Source organism: Rhodococcus sp. PvR044 (assembly GCF_040548995.1).
Classification (GTDB): domain Bacteria; phylum Actinomycetota; class Actinomycetes; order Mycobacteriales; family Mycobacteriaceae; genus Rhodococcus_G; species Rhodococcus_G oryzae.
This window is the reverse complement of record NZ_JBEPSX010000001.1, coordinates 165,806-182,987: the sequence shown is the minus strand read 5'-3', so window position 1 is coordinate 182,987 and position 17,182 is coordinate 165,806. Positions and strand designations below refer to the sequence as shown.

The 17,182-nt window shown below is 68.8% G+C and carries 20 protein-coding genes; 6 read left to right on the top strand and 14 right to left on the bottom strand.

Translation table 11 applies throughout. The annotated features are described in order from the left end of the window. From ABIC28_RS00950 to ABIC28_RS00925, 6 genes are all read right to left on the bottom strand, one after another. Window positions 1-1,101: a thiolase C-terminal domain-containing protein gene (locus tag ABIC28_RS00950; protein WP_354577136.1), complete on the bottom strand. Its 1,101-nt coding sequence runs from the start codon at window positions 1,099-1,101 to the stop codon at window positions 1-3. Then, complete coding sequence (locus ABIC28_RS00945; protein ID WP_097210993.1) at window positions 1,098-1,550, bottom strand: Zn-ribbon domain-containing OB-fold protein; 453 nt, start codon at window positions 1,548-1,550, stop codon at window positions 1,098-1,100. The genes ABIC28_RS00950 and ABIC28_RS00945 overlap by 4 nt, the downstream gene beginning before the upstream one ends. Window positions 1,551-1,559: 9 nt before the next feature. Then, window positions 1,560-2,759, bottom strand: a complete 1,200-nt coding sequence (locus ABIC28_RS00940; RefSeq protein WP_269588617.1) for an NAD(P)/FAD-dependent oxidoreductase — start codon at window positions 2,757-2,759, stop codon at window positions 1,560-1,562. Window positions 2,760-2,915: 156 nt separating this feature from the next. Next, entirely contained in the window at window positions 2,916-3,617 is a 702-nt protein-coding gene (locus tag ABIC28_RS00935) for an SDR family NAD(P)-dependent oxidoreductase (RefSeq protein WP_354577133.1), read from the bottom strand. Window positions 3,618-3,672: 55 nt separating this feature from the next. Further along, a complete protein-coding gene (locus ABIC28_RS00930; protein ID WP_097210990.1) occupies window positions 3,673-4,161 on the bottom strand; it encodes a twin-arginine translocation pathway signal in 489 nt (162 codons plus the stop codon). Beyond that, on the bottom strand, window positions 4,158-4,703 hold the full coding sequence (locus ABIC28_RS00925) for an Rv1363c family protein (protein ID WP_097210989.1): 546 nt from the start codon (window positions 4,701-4,703) through the stop codon (window positions 4,158-4,160). Before ABIC28_RS00925 ends, ABIC28_RS00930 begins: the two co-directional genes overlap by 4 nt. 99 nt (window positions 4,704-4,802) lie before the next feature. On the opposite strand from ABIC28_RS00925, the gene ABIC28_RS00920 reads away from it, so the two are divergent. The 5 genes from ABIC28_RS00920 to ABIC28_RS00900 are packed head-to-tail and all read left to right on the top strand — an operon-like array spanning window position 4,803 to window position 7,323. After that, a complete protein-coding gene (locus ABIC28_RS00920) occupies window positions 4,803-5,264 on the top strand; it encodes an Asp23/Gls24 family envelope stress response protein (protein WP_027500612.1) in 462 nt (153 codons plus the stop codon). Window positions 5,265-5,323: 59 nt separating this feature from the next. Further along, window positions 5,324-5,602: an Asp23/Gls24 family envelope stress response protein gene (locus ABIC28_RS00915; protein ID WP_097211096.1), complete on the top strand. Its 279-nt coding sequence runs from the start codon at window positions 5,324-5,326 to the stop codon at window positions 5,600-5,602. Beyond that, window positions 5,599-5,778, top strand: coding sequence for a DUF2273 domain-containing protein (locus ABIC28_RS00910; protein WP_072750969.1), 180 nt, complete (start codon window positions 5,599-5,601; stop codon window positions 5,776-5,778). Before ABIC28_RS00915 ends, ABIC28_RS00910 begins: the two co-directional genes overlap by 4 nt. After that, window positions 5,771-6,763 carry a DUF6286 domain-containing Asp23/Gls24 family envelope stress response protein gene (locus tag ABIC28_RS00905; RefSeq protein ID WP_097210988.1) on the top strand — a complete coding sequence of 331 codons (993 nt, stop codon included), beginning with the start codon at window positions 5,771-5,773 and terminating at the stop codon, window positions 6,761-6,763. Before ABIC28_RS00910 ends, ABIC28_RS00905 begins: the two co-directional genes overlap by 8 nt. Next, window positions 6,760-7,323, top strand: a complete 564-nt coding sequence (locus tag ABIC28_RS00900) for a hypothetical protein (protein ID WP_097210987.1) — start codon at window positions 6,760-6,762, stop codon at window positions 7,321-7,323. Before ABIC28_RS00905 ends, ABIC28_RS00900 begins: the two co-directional genes overlap by 4 nt. Before the next feature lie 192 nt (window positions 7,324-7,515). On the opposite strand, the gene tuf is transcribed toward ABIC28_RS00900, so the two are convergent. From tuf to ABIC28_RS00875, 5 genes are all read right to left on the bottom strand, one after another. Then, window positions 7,516-8,709, bottom strand: a complete 1,194-nt coding sequence (gene tuf / locus ABIC28_RS00895; RefSeq protein ID WP_077040759.1) for an elongation factor Tu — start codon at window positions 8,707-8,709, stop codon at window positions 7,516-7,518. A 107-nt stretch (window positions 8,710-8,816) separates the two neighbouring features. Continuing rightward, entirely contained in the window at window positions 8,817-10,919 is a 2,103-nt protein-coding gene (gene fusA, locus ABIC28_RS00890) for an elongation factor G (protein ID WP_097210986.1), read from the bottom strand. Window positions 10,920-11,053: 134 nt separating this feature from the next. Further along, the gene (gene rpsG / locus ABIC28_RS00885) at window positions 11,054-11,524 is read right to left on the bottom strand and encodes a 30S ribosomal protein S7 (protein ID WP_027500619.1); all 471 of its coding nucleotides are present in this window, start codon (window positions 11,522-11,524) and stop codon (window positions 11,054-11,056) included. Further along, the gene (gene rpsL / locus ABIC28_RS00880; protein WP_027500620.1) at window positions 11,524-11,898 is read right to left on the bottom strand and encodes a 30S ribosomal protein S12; all 375 of its coding nucleotides are present in this window, start codon (window positions 11,896-11,898) and stop codon (window positions 11,524-11,526) included. The genes rpsG and rpsL overlap by 1 nt, the downstream gene beginning before the upstream one ends. A gap of 300 nt (window positions 11,899-12,198) precedes the next feature. Next, window positions 12,199-12,825 (bottom strand): TetR/AcrR family transcriptional regulator, encoded by a 627-nt coding sequence (locus ABIC28_RS00875; protein WP_354577127.1) that lies wholly within the window; start codon window positions 12,823-12,825, stop codon window positions 12,199-12,201. A gap of 152 nt (window positions 12,826-12,977) precedes the next feature. Here ABIC28_RS00875 and ABIC28_RS00870 point away from each other — a divergent pair, with 152 nt between their 5' ends. Then, complete coding sequence (locus tag ABIC28_RS00870) at window positions 12,978-13,106, top strand: hypothetical protein (protein ID WP_257017258.1); 129 nt, start codon at window positions 12,978-12,980, stop codon at window positions 13,104-13,106. Between the two features lie 93 nt (window positions 13,107-13,199). On the opposite strand, the gene ABIC28_RS00865 is transcribed toward ABIC28_RS00870, so the two are convergent. The 3 genes from ABIC28_RS00865 to ABIC28_RS00855 are packed head-to-tail and all read right to left on the bottom strand — an operon-like array spanning window position 13,200 to window position 17,172. Beyond that, window positions 13,200-14,000 (bottom strand): enoyl-CoA hydratase family protein, encoded by an 801-nt coding sequence (locus ABIC28_RS00865; protein ID WP_354577125.1) that lies wholly within the window; start codon window positions 13,998-14,000, stop codon window positions 13,200-13,202. A 2-nt stretch (window positions 14,001-14,002) separates the two neighbouring features. Further along, complete coding sequence (locus ABIC28_RS00860) at window positions 14,003-15,163, bottom strand: acyl-CoA dehydrogenase family protein (RefSeq protein WP_097210983.1); 1,161 nt, start codon at window positions 15,161-15,163, stop codon at window positions 14,003-14,005. Beyond that, window positions 15,160-17,172 (bottom strand): acetyl/propionyl/methylcrotonyl-CoA carboxylase subunit alpha, encoded by a 2,013-nt coding sequence (locus ABIC28_RS00855; RefSeq protein ID WP_354577122.1) that lies wholly within the window; start codon window positions 17,170-17,172, stop codon window positions 15,160-15,162. Before ABIC28_RS00855 ends, ABIC28_RS00860 begins: the two co-directional genes overlap by 4 nt. Between the last annotated feature and the right edge of the window lie 10 nt (window positions 17,173-17,182).

Sequence of the window (17,182 nt, the reverse complement as noted above, 5' to 3'; positions counted from 1 at the left end):
TCAGCGCACCAGCAGCATGCAGCCGGCGACGGTCGCGCCGCCGACGCCGACGACGGCGACCTCGGGCGGGCCGTCGAGCTGGGCGGTCGACTCGCCCCGCAGCTGTGACGCCGCCTCCGCGACGAGCTCCAGCGCGGCCGATCGTCCCAGCCCCAGTTGGCCGCCGTGTGGGTTGAGCGGCAGCGCGCCCGCTCTCGAGATCCGCTGTCCCCCGGCGACGAACGCGCCCGCCGTCCCCGGCCCACAGAACCCGAGCGCCTCCAGCCACATCAGCGCCAGAATACTGAACTCGTCCTCGAACAGTGCGACGTCCACATTCTCGGGGACGAGTTCGGTGCCCTCCCAGAGCCTTTCGCCGGCATCGTGGATCGCCATTCCCGTCAGGTCGGCACGCTGTTCCCACAGCGGGCTCACGTTCCGCGCCGCCGCGACGGCCTCGACGGTGACCGCGGGCCCGGGCAGATCTTCCGCCAGGTCGCCGGGACTGATCAGCACGGCGACCGCCCCTCCCGCGGGGAGCGCGCGGTCGTACTCGCAGAGCGGATCGGCCAGCATCGGGGCGTCCAGGTACTCCCGAAGCCCGAGGCCCCGCCCGCTGTTTCGGCCCGCGGTCAGCGCGATCTGGGCCAACTCGACCCGGGTGAGCCCGAACGCCTCGATGTAACTGCGCGCCGCGAGCGCCGTCGTCACCAGTTCCGTTCCGGCCCCGTATGGTGCGTGCCACTGTGCCCACCCGGACACCGACGGCCGGCCGGCGAAACGCCGTGCAACCCGCGCGGGCGACGGCGGGTCGCACGCCTCGATACACAGCACGTGGGTGGCCAGGCCGGAGATCACCGCCGCCACCGCGGCCGAGACCGCGGTCAGCACGCCGAGCCGATTTGATTCCGCTGTGCGCCAGGCGAGTTCGAGACCGAGGGCGTCCGCGACATCGACCACGTCCGGCAGCCCGCAGGTGACGAGCCCGTCGACGGCGCCACCGGTCAGGCCCGCATCTGCCAGCGCGCCGCGGGCGGCCATGGCTGCGACTCGAACATCGGCGGACCCGGGTCCGCGTGGCACCCGGCCGATCCCGCTCACCACGGCCCCCTTGGTGATCACGACACGGCCTCCAGCCGGTCCTCCGGCAGCTCCAGCTCCTCGATCTCGGCGAACGGAAGCCAGAAGTCGCCGCCGAGGTGCTCGAAATACAACCGGATCGGCGTGTCCACGCGCAGGGCGCCCGGCTCGGTCCCGGTCAGGCCCAGCAACAGCCGGATCCCCTCCTCGAGCTCGACCACGGCGACGAGGTAGGGCTGCGCTGCCGGGTCGCTCCGCGGGCTCCGCTCTTGGTCGTTCACCTCGGTCCAGGTGAGCAGCACGCCCTTTCCCGTGACCGGCTCGATGGTGAAGTCGGCCGACCAGCAGTGCCTGCAGCATCGCGACGGCGGGAACGACCAACGCAGGCAGTGCTCGCACCGCCGCACCGACAACCGTCCGGACGCGCCCGACGTCCAGTGCGCTGCGGTCAGATCCGTCAGCTCAGGCAGCGCCCGCTGGTCATGGACCATACATTCACGTTAGACGCCCGCGGCCTCGATCACCTCGGTGATCGGCACGCCACTCGCGATCTTCGCCCTGGTCTTCATCACCGCTCCCGCGAGACCGCCGCCGACCACGGCGACGAGAACGCCGTCGCGCTCGTAGTACGCGAGGAACTTGCGGCCGTCGTCGCGGACCAGGTGCACGGTGTCCGTGGCGGACGGCTCGCCGAGCGCCTGGATCTTGATGTCGTACTGGTCGCTCCAGAAGTACGGGACCTGGCCGGGTCCGGTGGGCGCGTCGGCGCCGACCAGCGCCAGTGCCAGCGCCTTTGCCTGGTCGCCCGCGCTGGTCCAGTGCTCGACCCGCCGATGGCCCTCGGGATGGCGCCATGCGGCGACGTCACCGACCGCCCACACGTTCGGGTCACTGGTCCGGCCGCACTCGTCGGCGAGCACGCCGCCGCCCGCGCGCGGCTCGGCGACCTGCACGCCCGAGCCGTCCAGCAACTCGGTGACCGGGACGGAGCCGATGCCGATGACCACCAGGTCGGCCGCGACCTCGGTGCCGTCGGAGAGCACGGCACCGGTGACCCTGTCCTCGCCGAGCAGGGCGGTGAGGCCGACGCCGGTGCGCAGGTCGACACCCTCCTCGCGGTGCAGTCGGGCCACGAGGCCACCGATCCGCTCGCCGAGCACGGAGGCCAGCGGGGTGGGCTGCGGCTCGATCAGGATGACCTTCATGCCGCGTGCGCGCATGCTCGCGGCGAGTTCGCACCCGATGAACCCGGCCCCGACGATGAGGGCGGTCCGATCGGCGGCGAGCTCGGAACGCAGCGCCATCGCATCCTCGAACGAACGCAGCACGTGCACGCCACCCAGTTCGGCCAGTCCGGGGATCCGGCGCGGGACGAGCCCGGTGGCCACCACCAGGTGGTCGTAGTCGACGGTCGATCCGTCGGCGAGGGTCACCGTGCGGGCGCCGGTGTCGACACCGGTCGCGGCCGCGCCGAGCCGCAGCTCGATGCGCTGCTCCTCGAAGAATTCGGCCGGCTTGAGGGTGACGTCGTCGCGCTCACCGCGGACGACCTCCTTGGACAGCGGGGGCCGGTCGTAGGGCAGGTGTGGTTCCGCGCCGATCAGCGTCAGTTCGCCGTCGAAGCCCGCCCGCCGCAGTTCCTCGGCGGTCCGCAGACCGGCCAACCCGGCACCGACGACGACGACCCGTCCAACGCTCATCCCGCTCAACCTCTCACCCGATGGATCGTTGTGCGCCCAGGTGGGCCACGCACACTTCATACCAAACTGACACGTGTTCTAGATAGCGTGCCCTAAGGAGCCGAGGAATGCCACACCCCGGGATCTCGACGGGCGACGGGAACGGCGCGAAGGCGCTCAGCCGACCCCGGGAACCGGGACCTGGGCGCCGGTCATCGCGGCCGAGGACTCGCCGATCAGGAACGCGATCACCTCGGCGATCGCCTCGGGTGCGACCCAGCCCTTGCGGCTCGACCCTGGCTGGCTCGCCCGGTTGCCGGGGGTGTCGATCACCGAGGGCAGCACCGCGTTCGCCCGGATGCCCTCGTCGCGGTACTCCACCGCCAGTGCGCTGATGAACGCCAAGACCGCGGCCTTCGACGTGACGTAGCCCGACGCACCCGAGAAGGGTGCGAAGGCCGCCTTGGTGGACATCGCGACCACCGACCCGCCACCGGCGTCGATCATGAACGGCAGCGCGGCCTGGGTGCACAGGTACAGCGGGCGCAGGTTCAGCCGCAACATGGCCTCGAAGTCCTCGATCGGGCTCTCGTGGACCCGCGCGCCGCTGGCGAAGCCGCCGACCAGGTTCACCACCGCGCGCAACGGCGCCTGTTCGTCGCCTCCCGCCAGGGCCGCCACCTCGGCGACACCCGCCGGGTCGAACAGGTCGGCGCGCGCGAGGACGAGCCTCGGGTGCGAATCCAGACGCTCGAGTTCCTTCTCCGTGATCCACGGAACCACCACGCGCCACCCGTCCGCGAGCAGCCTCTTGGTGACCGCGACCCCTAGCCCGCCGGTGCCGCCGGTCAGGAGCACGCTCCGTCCTGATTCGGTCATGATCCGCTTCCTTCCAGAGTTGTTGTCGAGGTTGAACTCTCGCGCGCGGGCCCGATCACCTCGCGTCGAACTCGGAGATCAGCCAGCGACCGTCCACCTTCCGCAGCGCCACCTCGGCACCGACGGTCCTGTCGACCGGCGCCTGCTCCGCCGCTGACGTAGTCGACTGCTCGACGAACACCAGCACCTCGGCGCTGTCGTCGGTCAGGGAGGTCAGTCCGGTCCCGGTGACCGTGGCGGTCGCGGTGATCTTCTTGTCCGTCGCCGCGGGCACGATCACCCCCTGCGCGAGCCGGTCGTGGTAGTCCCTGAACTCCCCCGTCAGCAACTCGCGCGCGGCCGCCATGTCCGCGAAGACGGTCTCCGGCGTGTAGGTCAGGAGAGCCTTCGCGCCGTCCGCCGCAGCCTGCTGGACCTCGGCCCTTGCCCGATCGTCCACCCGCTGGTCCGGCCGGTACTGGGCGAAGTACAGGAACCCGGCAAGCGCCGCCAGCACCAGGACCGCTGCGGTCAGTCCGACCATCAGCCTTCGCTGCGCACTCACGACAGGTACTCCACCCTCGAGATCTTCGACTGTTCCCGATCGACGGTCACCCGGAGCCGCTGGACGCGCTGCTGGTCCTGTGCCCCCGTTCCGTTGCTGACCCGCGACGCTACCTGCACAAGAACCGTGGCGGAATCCGCCGCCTCCGTCTCGATTCCGGCGGCTGCCGACTCACCGACCGTGGTCACCTTGGCGTCCCGCACCACCGTGATGAAACCCTGCGATCGCCGATCGAAATCGTCGTAGAACTCGCCGGTCGCGCCGTCGAGCACCCGTTGCACGTCGGCCTCGGCATTGTTGTGGTCGATGGTTGTCAGGTTGAGCGCACCCTCCCTGGCGACCCGCAGATAGGTTTCCCGTTCGGACTGCAGCTCCGATGCCGAACGGTGTTGCCAGAGCATGACTCCGCACGCGGTCGCCAGCAGCACGGCGACCACGGCGAGCAGCGCCGGTCCCGCCACGAGCGCTCCCCGCGGCCGGGATCCGGTCGCGACGGCGGGCGACGCGGCCCCCGCGGGATCCGCATCCTGAACTCCTGCCATCGGGTCAATTCCTTCGTCGACGGTGCGGTGGACTGCTCCACGTTAGGTGAATCGGCGCACGGGCGTCGCAGCGCGCCCACACTCACTAGAGTTGAGTGCGTGACCACCGATCCGAACAGGGGCATCGCCCCAGTGCACTACGGCACCTCCACCACCGAGCTGGTGAGCTCGCAGGGGCGCACGATCATCGCCGACGCGGTCGTGGCGAAGATCGCCGGTATCGCCACCCGGGAGATCAGCGGCGTGTTCGATGTCGGCGGCGGCACCGCCCGCGTTGTCGGCGCGCTGCGCGACCGCATCCCGGGCGCCCGCGTCAACCACGGCCAGGGCGTCGCCGTCGAGGTCGGCGAGAAGCAGGCCGCCATCGACATCGGCATCGTCGCCGAATACGGCGTCGCGCTGCACGAGCTGGCGGCCGGCATCCGGCGCAACGTGATCGCGGCCGTGGAGCGGATGACCGGACTGGAGGTCACCGAGGTCAACATCACCGTCTACGACGTCGTCCTGTTCGACGAGAACGAGCAACCGGGCGAGACCGACGGCAGACCGAGAGTCCAGTGACACCGGAGCGGAGCCCGCGCAGCGACCCGGGAGCACAGGAGCGGAGCAGCGACCCGGAGGTGGAGCCCGCCGAGCTGATCGCGGACGCGGTGCTCGCGGTACCGGGAGTCGCGGGGCTGCACGGCGGGATGTTCGGCGAGGTCGCGACGTACCTGCCGGGCCGGCGGGTGCTCGGTGTCGCGCTCGGCGACGACTCCTGCGCCATCCACATCAGCGTGCGCTATCCGGCGCACGTCATCGAGACGGCGGAGCGGGTCCGCGCGGCACTCGTCCCGATGCTCGACGTCCCGGTCGATGTCACGGTCGAAGACGTACTCACGGAGAGGACAGCGCCATGAACAGCACAGTCGTCGGTCTGATCGCCGGCCTGCTGCTGGCGATCGCCGTAATCCTCGGTGGTTTCAGCGGTTTCGTGTTCGCCGTGCTGTTGGGCGGCTTCGGTATGGCCATCGGGGCCCACCGTGACGGGCACGTCGATCTGGGCGCGCTGTTGCGGAGCCGGGGCCGTGGCTGACGGCACGAGCGAGGCGGGCGGAGCGACCCGGCAACGCACCGCGGAAGCCGACCTGGACGAGGAGCGCAGCACCAGGGGCCAGCTGATCATCAAGGATCGCGCGGTTTCACGGATCGCCGTGGCGGCTGCCCTCCAGGTGCCGGGTGTGGTCCGCCAGCGCGGCGGCCTGTCCCGGCTCACCGGCCGCGACCTGCCGCGAGCAGAGGTGTCGATGGGAACCGAGTCGGTGGCCGTCACGCTGTACATCGCGGTGGCATGGCCGTGCCCGATCGCCCTGCTCTCCCGCGAGGTGCACCGCGAGGTGGGCGATCGTATCGCCGCCCTCAGCGGCCTGCCCATGGACCAGCTGCACGTCGTCGTCGCCGCTGCGGTGCCAACCGCGGCACCGGAGGGGGCCGAGGTCGACAGTCAGCAGTTCGCGGCGCCCGGCGCCGCCCTTGCACCCCTGGTCCCGTCGCGGGCACCGATCACCCGGCCCGCGGCGGCCCCGGTCGCGCTGCTCTTCGCCTGCGCCCTGCTGGTTCTCGCGGTGCTGACCGGACGCGAGTTCCTGATCGCGCACGAGGTCATCGCTCCCGCCGCGTGGCTGCGCAATTCGATCGAGTGGTCCGCACGCCAGCACTGGGAGCCGTGGATGGTGCCTGCCGCGGCCGCGGCCGTGTTCGCCGGCCTGGTGCTGATCTTCGTGGCGGTCAAGCCGCGGATCCGCACCCATCTGCCGCTCGGCGACGCGGGATCTGCGGTGGTGTGGGTGCGTCCAACCGATGTGGCGAGGATGTGCAGCGCGCAGGCACGCACGGTGGCGGGTGTCCGGTCGGTGCAGACCATCGTCGACGGCAAGCGGACCACCGTCCGCATCTCCCCCGACGGTGAGGTCGCGGCCCCCGCGCTCGAATCGGCCGTGCGCGACGCGGTGGAGCCGGGGCTGGCGACGCTCGCAACGCCCCGTCCGCTGCGCGTCCGGATCGGCAAGGTGCGAGGGTGAGGCGCCGCACGTCGGTCATCGACAGGTCGATAGCGCTCGGCGCCGGCCTCGCCCTGGTTGCTGCGGGCGCACTGGCCCTGACCTGGAACATGGACCTCGATGTGTCCCAGGAGTTCTGGCGACGATTCGACCGGGCCGAGTACGCGGCGATCCCGACCAGGGACTGGTGGCCGACGCTGCTCGGCGTCGCCTGCGTCGCCAGCCTCGTGGCCGGGGTCACGCTGCTGGTGATCAACCTCCGGCGCGGCCGGACCTCGACGGTGCAGATCGGGGACGTCCTCGGCGACTCCGACCTGTCGGTCGACCTCGGGCCGATGGCGGTCGGGCTGGCCTCGGAGCTGTCCACCCTGGAGGGGGTCCGCTCCGTGCGGGCCGCCGCCGTGGACGATCGCGGTCTGCTGACCCTGCGGGTGACGGTGATCGCCGACCCCGCGGTCGATATCGCCGAGTTCACCCGCGACGCCGAGTCCCTGGCCAGGTCCATGGCCGCGGCTCTGCCCGATGCCCCCGTCGCCACGCAGGTGCTGCTTCACCTCGACCGCGCTGATCTACCGGGCTGACCAGCCCTCTTCGCCATCCCGGGGGGGTGCCCCGGCCCGGAGCCAGAGCCGGGCCGTACATGCACGCCCGGGGCGAGGAGGAAACTCCGTCCCGGCCCGGCTCAGGTCCCCGGAAACGCCGAATGGCGCCCACTCCCGAGGGAGTGAACGCCATTCGGCTTTGGTACTGCTAGATCAACAGGTGAAACTAAATCACTTGTTGATCTTGGTGACGCGACCGGCGCCAACGGTGCGGCCACCCTCACGGATGGCGAACCGCAGGCCCTCGTCCATGGCGACCGGCTGGATCAGCTTGACGGACATCTCGGTGTTGTCACCGGGCATGACCATCTCGGTGCCCTCGGGCAGGGTCACGACGCCCGTAACGTCCGTGGTACGGAAGTAGAACTGCGGGCGGTAGTTGTTGAAGAACGGCGTGTGGCGGCCGCCCTCGTCCTTGGACAGGATGTAGGCGTTGCCCTCGAACTCGGTGTGCGGGGTGGTGGTGCCCGGCTTCACGACGACCTGGCCACGCTCGACATCTTCGCGCTTGATGCCACGAACCAGCAGACCGACGTTGTCGCCCGCCTGGCCGGAGTCGAGCAGCTTGCGGAACATCTCGATGCCGGTGACGGTGGTCTTGGTGACCGTCTCCTTGATGCCGACGATCTCGACCTCTTCGTTGACGTTGACCACGCCACGCTCGATACGACCGGTGACGACGGTGCCACGACCGGTGATCGTGAAGACGTCCTCGACGGGCATGAGGAACGGCTTGTCGGTCTCACGGACGGGGTCCGGGATCGAGTCGTCGACGGCCTGCATGAGCTCGAGAACGCTCTCGCCCCACTTGGCGTCGCCCTCGAGCGCCTTGAGCGCCGAGACCTTCACGACGGGCGCGTTGTCGCCGTCGAACTCCTGCGACGACAGCAGCTCGCGGACCTCCATCTCGACGAGCTCGAGGATTTCCTCGTCGTCGACCATGTCGGACTTGTTGAGCGCGACCAGGATGTAGGGAACACCAACCTGGCGGGCGAGCAGCACGTGCTCGCGGGTCTGCGGCATCGGGCCATCGGTGGCCGCGACCACGAGGATGGCGCCGTCCATCTGCGCCGCACCCGTGATCATGTTCTTGATGTAGTCCGCGTGGCCCGGGGCGTCGACGTGCGCGTAGTGGCGCTTCTCCGTCTGGTACTCGACGTGGGAGATGTTGATCGTGATACCACGAGCCTTCTCCTCCGGCGCCTTGTCGATCTGATCGAAGGCCGAGGCCTCGTTCAGGTCCGGGAACTTGTCGTGCAGGACCTTGGTGATCGCCGCCGTCAGCGTGGTCTTGCCGTGGTCAACGTGACCGATGGTCCCGATGTTGACGTGCGGCTTCGTCCGCTCGAACTTCGCCTTCGCCACTTGATGGCCTCCTGTATTCGTGCTTGCGCTATGCAGCAGTGCGGTTGGTTATTACTTGGTCGTGCTCAGCTGGTGAAACTCGCCAGCGGTCGTGCTCCCAGCTGGTGTTACTCGCCGGTCGCCTTGGCGATGATTTCCTTCGAGACGTTCGCGGGAACCTCTGCGTAGGAATCAAACACCATGGAGAAGTTCGCCCGACCCTGGGTCTTCGACCGAAGGTCTCCGATGTAGCCGAACATCTCCGAGAGCGGAACCAGCGCCTTCACGACACGGGCACCACTGCGTTCCTCCATGGCCTGGATCTGGCCACGGCGGGAGTTGAGGTCGCCGATCACGTCGCCCATGTACTCCTCGGGCGTGGTCACCTCGACAGCCATGAGCGGCTCGAGGATGACCGGACCGGCCTTGCGGGCGGCTTCCTTCAGTGCCTGCGAACCGGCAACCTTGAAGGCCATTTCGGACGAGTCGACGTCGTGGTACGCACCGTCGAGCAGCGTCAGCTTGAGGTTCACCAGCGGGTAGCCGGCGAGCACGCCGTACTGCATGGCGTCGCGCGCACCGTGGTCGACGGAGGGGATGTACTCACGCGGAACGCGGCCACCGGAGACCTTGTTCTCGAAGGTGTAGGGCTCGCCTTCCTCGCCGATGTACGGCTCGAGCGCGATGATCACCTTGGCGAACTGACCCGAACCACCGGTCTGCTTCTTGTGGGTGAACTCGTGCTTGTCGACCGTCTTGGTGATGGTCTCGCGGTACGCGACCTGCGGCTTGCCGACGTTGGCCTCGACCTTGAACTCGCGACGCATGCGGTCGACGAGGATGTCGAGGTGGAGCTCGCCCATGCCGCCGATGACGGTCTGGCCGGTCTCCTCGTCGAGCTCGACGGAGAAGGTCGGGTCCTCTTCGGCCAGCTTCTGGATCGCGGTGCCCAGCTTCTCCTGGTCGGACTTGGTCTTGGGCTCGATCGAGACCTGGATGACCGGGTCCGGGAAGCTCATGGACTCGAGCACGATCGGGTCGGCCTGATCGCAGAGGGTGTCACCGGTGGTGGTGTCCTTCAGACCGATCATCGCGTAGATGTGGCCGGCCACGGCCTCGTCGACCGGGTTCTCCTTGTTGGCGTGCATCTGGAAGAGCTTTCCGATGCGCTCCTTCTTGCCCTTGGTGGCGTTGAGCACCTGGGCGCCCGGATCGATCCGGCCGGAGTAGACGCGAACGAAGGTCAGCTTGCCGAAGAACGGGTGCGACGCGATCTTGAAGGCCAGCGCCGAGAACGGCTCGTCCTTGCTCGGCTTACGCGTGATGATCTCGTCCTCTTTGTTGAGGACGTGACCCTCGACCTCGCCGATGTCCAGCGGGGTCGGCAGGTAGTCGATGACCGCATCGAGCATGGGCTGAACACCCTTGTTCTTGAACGCGGAGCCACAGAGAACCGGGTAGATCTCGGAGTTGACCGTCAGCTTGCGGATGGCGCCCTTGATCTCCTCGACCGTGAGCTCCTCACCGCCGAAGTACTTCTCCATGAGCGCGTCGTCGGTCTCGGCGACCGTCTCGAGCAGCTTGGTGCGGTACTCGTTGGCCTTCTCGACGAGATCCGCGGGGATCTCCTCGATGGTCGGCTCGGCACCGGTCGGCACCACGCCGCGCCAGGTGACGGCACGCATCTCGACCAGGTCGACGACACCGTCGAAGTCGTCCTCGGCACCGATCGGCAGCTGGATGACCAGCGGCTTCGCGCCGAGACGATCGATGATGGTCTGGACCGTGAAGTAGAAGTCCGCGCCCATCTTGTCCATCTTGTTGACGAAACAGATGCGCGGAACGTCGTACTTGGCGGCCTGACGCCAGACCTGCTCGGACTGGGGCTCGACGCCCTCCTTGCCGTCGAAGACGGCGACGGCGCCATCGAGCACGCGCAGCGAGCGCTCGACCTCGACCGTGAAGTCGACGTGGCCCGGGGTGTCGATGATGTTGATCTGGTTGTTGTTCCAGAAGCAGGTCACGGCGGCAGACGTGATCGTGATGCCGCGTTCCTTCTCCTGCTCCATCCAGTCCGTCGTCGACGCACCGTCGTGCGTCTCACCGATCTTGTAGTTGACACCGGTGTAGAACAGGATGCGCTCGGTGGTGGTGGTCTTGCCGGCATCGATGTGCGCCATGATGCCGATGTTGCGGACCTTGTTCAGGTCGGTCAGCACTTCCTGTGCCACAGGATTCTTCCCCGCTCGTAGCTCGTGTCGGTCCTTCGCGGACCACGTCTTTTTGTGTTGTCAGCCGGCCCGTGAGGAACCGACACATAGTGGCAACGCCGGTGCGGCACATTAAGTGCCGCCCCGGCGCCAGATCACCAGCGGTAGTGCGCGAACGCCTTGTTGGCTTCAGCCATCTTGTGGGTGTCCTCGCGACGCTTCACGGCTGCACCGAGGCCATTGCTGGCATCCATGAGCTCGTTGGCGAGACGCTCGACCATGGTCTTCTCACGACGTGCACGCGAGAAGGTCACCAGCCAGCGCAGGGCCAGCGTGGTGGAGCGGCCGGGGCGAACCTCGACCGGCACCTGGTAGGTGGCGCCACCGACACGGCGGCTGCGCACCTCGAGGGCGGGCTTGACGTTGTCCAGCGCGCGCTTGAGGGTGACGACCGGATCGGTGCCGGTCTTCTCACGCGCCTGCTCGAGGGCTTCGTAGACGATGCGCTCGGCGGTGGACTTCTTGCCGTCCAGCAGGATCTTGTTCACGAGCTGCGTGACCAGCGGCGACCCGTAAACGGGGTCGTTGATCAGCGGGCGCTTGGGAGCGGGGCCCTTACGTGGCATTAGCTCTTCTCCTTCTTGGCGCCGTAGCGGCTGCGTGCCTGCTTGCGACCCTTGACACCCTGGGTGTCGAGGGAGCCGCGGATGATCTTGTAGCGAACACCCGGGAGGTCCTTCACACGACCGCCACGGACGAGCACCATCGAGTGCTCCTGGAGGTTGTGGCCCTCACCGGGGATGTACGCCGTGACCTCGACCGAGCTGGTCAGGCGGACACGCGCGACCTTACGGAGCGCGGAGTTCGGCTTCTTCGGGGTGGTGGTGTACACGCGGGTGCACACACCACGACGCTGCGGGCTTCCCTTCAGGGCAGCGGTCTTGAGCTTCGCGACCTTGTCGCGACGCCCCTTTCGGACCAGCTGGTTGATGGTTGGCATATACCGGCTTTCTTCTGTCGACCGATCTGCGCTTGGCAGGTCTGGTCGTTGTGTAATTAGGGATCTAGCAGTTGGAGCAAGAAAACGCTGCTCCTCACCCGTCCCTCGACCCCGAGGTCGGGCGTGTCGCATACCCCCACACAGGCAGCCGAATGCTCGTCTCTGAGGAGAGCGCGCGCGCGGCCTTACCTTGCTAGGCACACAAATCGACCCGGGCAGGCCGGGCACGACCCACAACGATACCCGGCGGCGCGCCTTCAGGTCAAAGCGAGTCGATCGGTGGTAACGGCCCGCGCCGGGTCACGACAGGGCCACCGGTTGCTGGTCCCCCGACCGCCTGCGGTGCAGGACCGAATCGAGATCTACGGCCCACTGCTTGATCAGCTCGGCCCGCCGTTTGGAGTCGTCGGTGAGGACATCGGCCAGGCCGAGCCCGCGCGCCAGGTCGAGCGTGAGCTGCACCCACCGGTGCGCGATGAGGTCGCCGTCCTCCACCCCGAGCATGGCGACGGCCGTCCGGTGCGCGACCCGGCCGAACTTCTCCTCCAGCGGCAGCACCCGCTCCCGCAGTGCCGGGTCCGAGGCCGCGGCGGTCCACACCTGCAGGGCCGCCTTGAACAGGGTGCCGGTGTAGTACTCCACGAGGCGGGTGACGATCGCCTCGGTGCGGCCTGGCCCGGCGGGCAGGCCGGTGGCCTCCAATCGGGCGGCCTCCATCCGGCTGTCGAACATGAACTCGAGCGCGGCCGTGATCAGGTCCTCGCGCGTCGGGAAGTGGTGCTGGGCCGCGCCGCGGGAGACCCCCGCACGCTTGGCGACCACACCGACCGTGGTCGCGGCCCAGCCCTGGTCGGCCAGGCAATCGATGGTCGCCTCGAGCAACCGCTGCCGCGTCAGCCGGCTTCGATCCTGCTGCGGTTCACGCATTCGGCACCTCCCGCCCCCATGTAAATTCCCGTTATCTTTACGTTATCTTCGCCACAAACGCCTTGCCTCAGCCGTTACCTGCCGGTACGAAGGTTCCCGGTGCACCTGATGCGCCCCTATGAGAATCACCGAACACAACCAAGGAGCACATCATGGGTTCTGCAGAATTCGCTTCCGCATTCGACGCCATCAGCACCTTCGCCGGCGCGATCGGCGACCTCACCGGTGGACTGGGCACCCTCGTCGGTTCCGTCGACGGGCTGGTCAACCCGAAGGCCTGATCGCCTTTACGTAACACCCGACAGGACCCGCGCTCGACTCCTCGAGCGCGGGTCCTGTCGTATCCGGCCACCACGTACTCCTCGACGTCCTTGCTATTCGCTCGGTGCCCAGGCAGGCGGGCGGCGCTGGAAGAAGGCGGTCATGCCCTCGACGGCCTCCGGCGATCCGAACAGTCTCGCCGACTGGGCGGCGAGCTCCTCACCGTAACGGTCGAAGTCGGCGAGCATCCGCGCGGTGGTCAGCCTCTTCGACTCCGCCAGTCCCTGAGGGGACGCCAGCGCGAGCTCCGCGCAGACCTCCGCGACGGTCACCGCGGCGTCCTCGGACGCGATGGTGATCAGGCCGAGGCGTTCGGCCTCCGCCGGACCGAACTTCTCGCCGGTCAGGAAATACCGGCCCGCTGCCCGGGAGGTCATCCTGGGCAGCACCGTGAGCGAGATGATCGACGCCGCCAGCCCCAGCCGCGCCTCGGTGAGCGCGAAGGTGCTCGACGGACCGGCGATCGCGATGTCGCACGCGCCGACCAGACCCATGCCTCCGGCACGGACGTGACCGTCGATGCGGGCGACGATCGGCTTCGGCAGTTCGAGGAACTCCCGAAGCAGCTCGGTCATCTGAGCCGTGCGCCCCGCGGCCAGCTCCGCCGGGTCGGCATCCGATGCTCCGCCCGCCTCCGACAGATCCGCGCCGGCGCAGAAGGTGCCGCCGGTGTGGGTGAGCACCACCGCGCGGACCGAGTCGTCGGCCGCCGCGTCCGCCAGCGCCTGCCGGAGTTCGCCGACCAACCGCGAGGAGATCGCGTTGCGGTTGTGCGGTGAGTCCAGGGTGACGGTGGCGAACCCGCCCGCGACCTCGGAGCGGACGTACGGCGCGCTCGTCTCGGGAACCGTCATGGTCAGTACGACCTCGGCAGCCCGAGCGAGTGCTGGGAGACGAAGTTGAGGATCATCTCCCGGCTCACCGGCGCCACCCGCGCGATCCGGGCGGCCCCGAGCATGGCGGCCAGTCCGTACTCCTTGCTCAACCCGGCGCCACCGTGCGTCTGGATGGCCTGGTCGAGCGCCTTGATGCTCGCCTCGGCCGCCGCGTACTTCGCCATGTTCGCGGCCTCGGCCGCGCCGAAGTCGTCGCCGCTGTCGTAGAGGAACGCGGCCTTCTGCATCATCACCTTGGCCAGCTCGAGCTCGATCTTCGCCTGGGCGAGCGGGTGCGCGATGCCCTGGTGCGCCCCGATCGGGGTCTTCCAGACGGTGCGCTCCTTCGCGTACTTCACCGCGGCGTCGATCGCGTACCGGCCGACGCCGATCGCCATCGACGCACCGAGGATCCGCTCCGGGTTCAGGCCGGCGAACAGCTGCATGAGTGCGGCGTCCTCCGATCCGACCAACGCCTCACCCGGCACCCGGACCTCGTCGAGGAACAGCGTGAACTGGTGGTCCGGCTCGATGATGTCCATTTCCATCGGCGTCTTGACGAAGTTCTCGGTGTCGGTCGGCACGATGAACAGCGCAGGCTTGAGCTTGCCGGTCTTGTGGTCCTCGGTCCGCGCCACGATCAGCACCGCGTCCGCCTGGTCCACACCCGAGATGAAGATCTTGCTCCCGGTCAGGATCCAGTCGGCGCCGTCGCGGCGGGCGGTGGTCGAGATCTGGTGCGAGTTGGAGCCCGCATCGGCCTCGGTGATCCCGAACGCCATGATCTTGCTGCCGTCGGCGAGGCCAGGGAGCCACTGCTGCTTCTGCTCATCGGTGCCGTACTTGCCGATGATCGTGCCGCAGATCGCGGGCGAGACCACGACGAGCAGCAGCCCCGCGCCGTGCGCGGCCAGCTCCTCCTGCACCAGGGCGAGCTCGTAGATGCCCGCTCCCCCGCCGCCGTACTCCTCCGGCAGGTTGACCCCGAGGAAGCCGAGCTTGCCCGCCTCGTTCCACAGCTCGGTCAGCGGCTCGCCCCTGCGCGACCGCGGCAGCACGTAGTCGACGTAGTTGAAGCGCTCGCCGAGCTTGGACACCGCCGCGCGCAGTGCCTTCTGCTCGTCGCTCTCGATAAAACTCATGCCGATTCCTCTTCCGTCTCTTCAGGTTCAACAATGGCAAGGACAGACCCGACGTCGACCTGCTGGCCGACCGAAACCGGGAGCTCCACGAGCACACCCGACGCGGGGGCGGTGATGGTGTGCTCCATCTTCATCGCCTCGAGCCAGACGATCGGCTGGCCGAGCGTGACCGAATCGCCCTGCGCGGCGCCGAGGCGGATGACCGCGCCCGGCATCGGCGCGAGCAGCGAACCCGCCGCGACGATCGTCGCCGGATCCACGAACCGTGGGGTCGCGGTCAGGGCGACCGGTCCGAGCGGCGAGTCGACGAACACCTCGTCGCCGTACCTGGCGACGTCGAAGGTCCGGCGCAGGCCTGCGACCTCCAGCACCACCACGTCCGGGGTCGAGGACACCAGCGAGACGTGCTCGAAGCCCTCGGCCCGAAGGCCGCCCCGCCCGAGCAGGTATCGGATGTCGTACTCCCCCGACGCGCTGGTGTACTGCTTGAACTGCGGCTGCGACGTCAGGTTCCGCCATCCGCTCGGGATCTGGCCGTCGACGCGAGCCGCCGCCCGGTTCGCCGCGGCATCGGCCAACGCCGCCGCCAGCGCGGACAGCGCCTCGGCATCCGGATCGGCCAGCGGCCGCGCCAGGGTGTCGAGCCCGTGGGTGTCGAAGAAGGCGGTGTCGGTGTCCCCGGCCAGGAAGGCCGGGTGCCGCAGGATGTTCACCAGCAGATCCCGGTTCGTCCGCAGGCCGTGCAGCGCGGTGCGGGCCAGCGTCGAGGCGAGCAGCTGCGCGGCCTGTCCTCGGGTCGGCGCGAACGAGATGACCTTGGCGAGCATCGGGTCGTAGTGCACCCCGACCACCGAGCCGGCCACCACGCCGGAGTCCAGTCGCACGCCCTGCCGGTCCAGGACCGCGAATTCCTCCACCGTGCCGGGGAGCTCGATGCGGTGCACGGTCCCGCTCTGCGGCTGCCAGTTCTTCGCCGGGTCCTCGGCGTAGAGACGGACCTCGATCGAGTGTCCGCGCAGCGCCGGGGGTTCGGCAGGCAGCGCGACGCCTGCGGCGACCTGCAGCTGCAGGTCCACCAGGTCGAGTCCGGTGGTGCACTCGGTGACCGGGTGCTCGACCTGCAGCCGGGTGTTCATCTCGAGGAAGAAGAACTCGCCGCGCTCGTCCGCCAGGAACTCGACGGTGCCCGCACCCTCATAGCCGATGGCGTTCGCCGCCAGCCGCGATGCCTCGAAGAGCCGCTCACGCATGCCGGGGGTCCGCTCGACCAGAGGCGACGGGGCCTCCTCCACGACCTTCTGGTGCCTGCGCTGGATGGAGCACTCGCGCTCGCCCACCGCCCACACCGTGCCGTGCTTGTCGGCCATCACCTGGACCTCGATGTGCCTGCCGGTCTCGAGGTAGCGCTCACAGAACACCGTCGGATCGCCGAAGGCGGACTGCGCCTCGCGCCGGGCCGCCTCCAGTTCGCCTGCCAGCGCTGACAACTCGCGCACCACGCGCATGCCGCGGCCGCCGCCACCGGCCGACGCCTTGATCAGCACGGGCAGGTGTGCCTCGGTGACCTCGTCGGGCGCGAGCTCGGCCAGGACGGGAACGCCCGCGGCGTCCATCAGCTTCTTGGACTCGACCTTGGAGCCCATCGACTCGATGGACTTGACCGGCGGACCGACCCAGGTGAGGCCCGCGTCTTCGACCGCCTGCGCGAATCCCGCATTCTCCGAGAGGAATCCGTAACCGGGGTGGATCGCGTCGGCGCCCGCGGCACGCGCCGCGTCGATGATGAGGTCGGCCCGAAGGTAGGTCTCGGCCGGGGTGTTGCCGGGGAGCCGGATGGCGGCGTCGGCCTCGGCCACGTGCGGGCTTGCCGTGTCCGCGTCGGAGAACACCGCGACGGTGCCGACGCCGGTCCGACGCGCGGTCGCGAACACCCGCCGCGCGATCTCGCCGCGGTTTGCCACAAGAACGGACTGGATCGCCGGTCCGAGCGAAGCGTTAGGGGAAGTCATCACGGTCTGC

Coding starts and splice junctions, on each gene's coding strand:
- rpsL (WP_027500620.1), bottom strand. CDS start 11,898: ATGCCAACCATCAACCAGCTGGTCCGAAAGGGGCGTCGCGACAAGGTC.
- ABIC28_RS00940 (WP_269588617.1), bottom strand. CDS start 2,759: ATGAGCGTTGGACGGGTCGTCGTCGTCGGTGCCGGGTTGGCCGGTCTG.
- ABIC28_RS00925 (WP_097210989.1), bottom strand. CDS start 4,703: ATGGCAGGAGTTCAGGATGCGGATCCCGCGGGGGCCGCGTCGCCCGCC.
- ABIC28_RS00945 (WP_097210993.1), bottom strand. CDS start 1,550: ATGGTCCATGACCAGCGGGCGCTGCCTGAGCTGACGGATCTGACCGCA.
- ABIC28_RS00855 (WP_354577122.1), bottom strand. CDS start 17,172: ATGACTTCCCCTAACGCTTCGCTCGGACCGGCGATCCAGTCCGTTCTT.
- ABIC28_RS00910 (WP_072750969.1), top strand. CDS start 5,599: ATGAACAGCACAGTCGTCGGTCTGATCGCCGGCCTGCTGCTGGCGATC.
- ABIC28_RS00865 (WP_354577125.1), bottom strand. CDS start 14,000: ATGACGGTTCCCGAGACGAGCGCGCCGTACGTCCGCTCCGAGGTCGCG.
- ABIC28_RS00935 (WP_354577133.1), bottom strand. CDS start 3,617: ATGACCGAATCAGGACGGAGCGTGCTCCTGACCGGCGGCACCGGCGGG.
- ABIC28_RS00870 (WP_257017258.1), top strand. CDS start 12,978: ATGGGTTCTGCAGAATTCGCTTCCGCATTCGACGCCATCAGCACCTTC.
- ABIC28_RS00860 (WP_097210983.1), bottom strand. CDS start 15,163: ATGAGTTTTATCGAGAGCGACGAGCAGAAGGCACTGCGCGCGGCGGTG.
- rpsG (WP_027500619.1), bottom strand. CDS start 11,524: ATGCCACGTAAGGGCCCCGCTCCCAAGCGCCCGCTGATCAACGACCCC.
- ABIC28_RS00875 (WP_354577127.1), bottom strand. CDS start 12,825: ATGCGTGAACCGCAGCAGGATCGAAGCCGGCTGACGCGGCAGCGGTTG.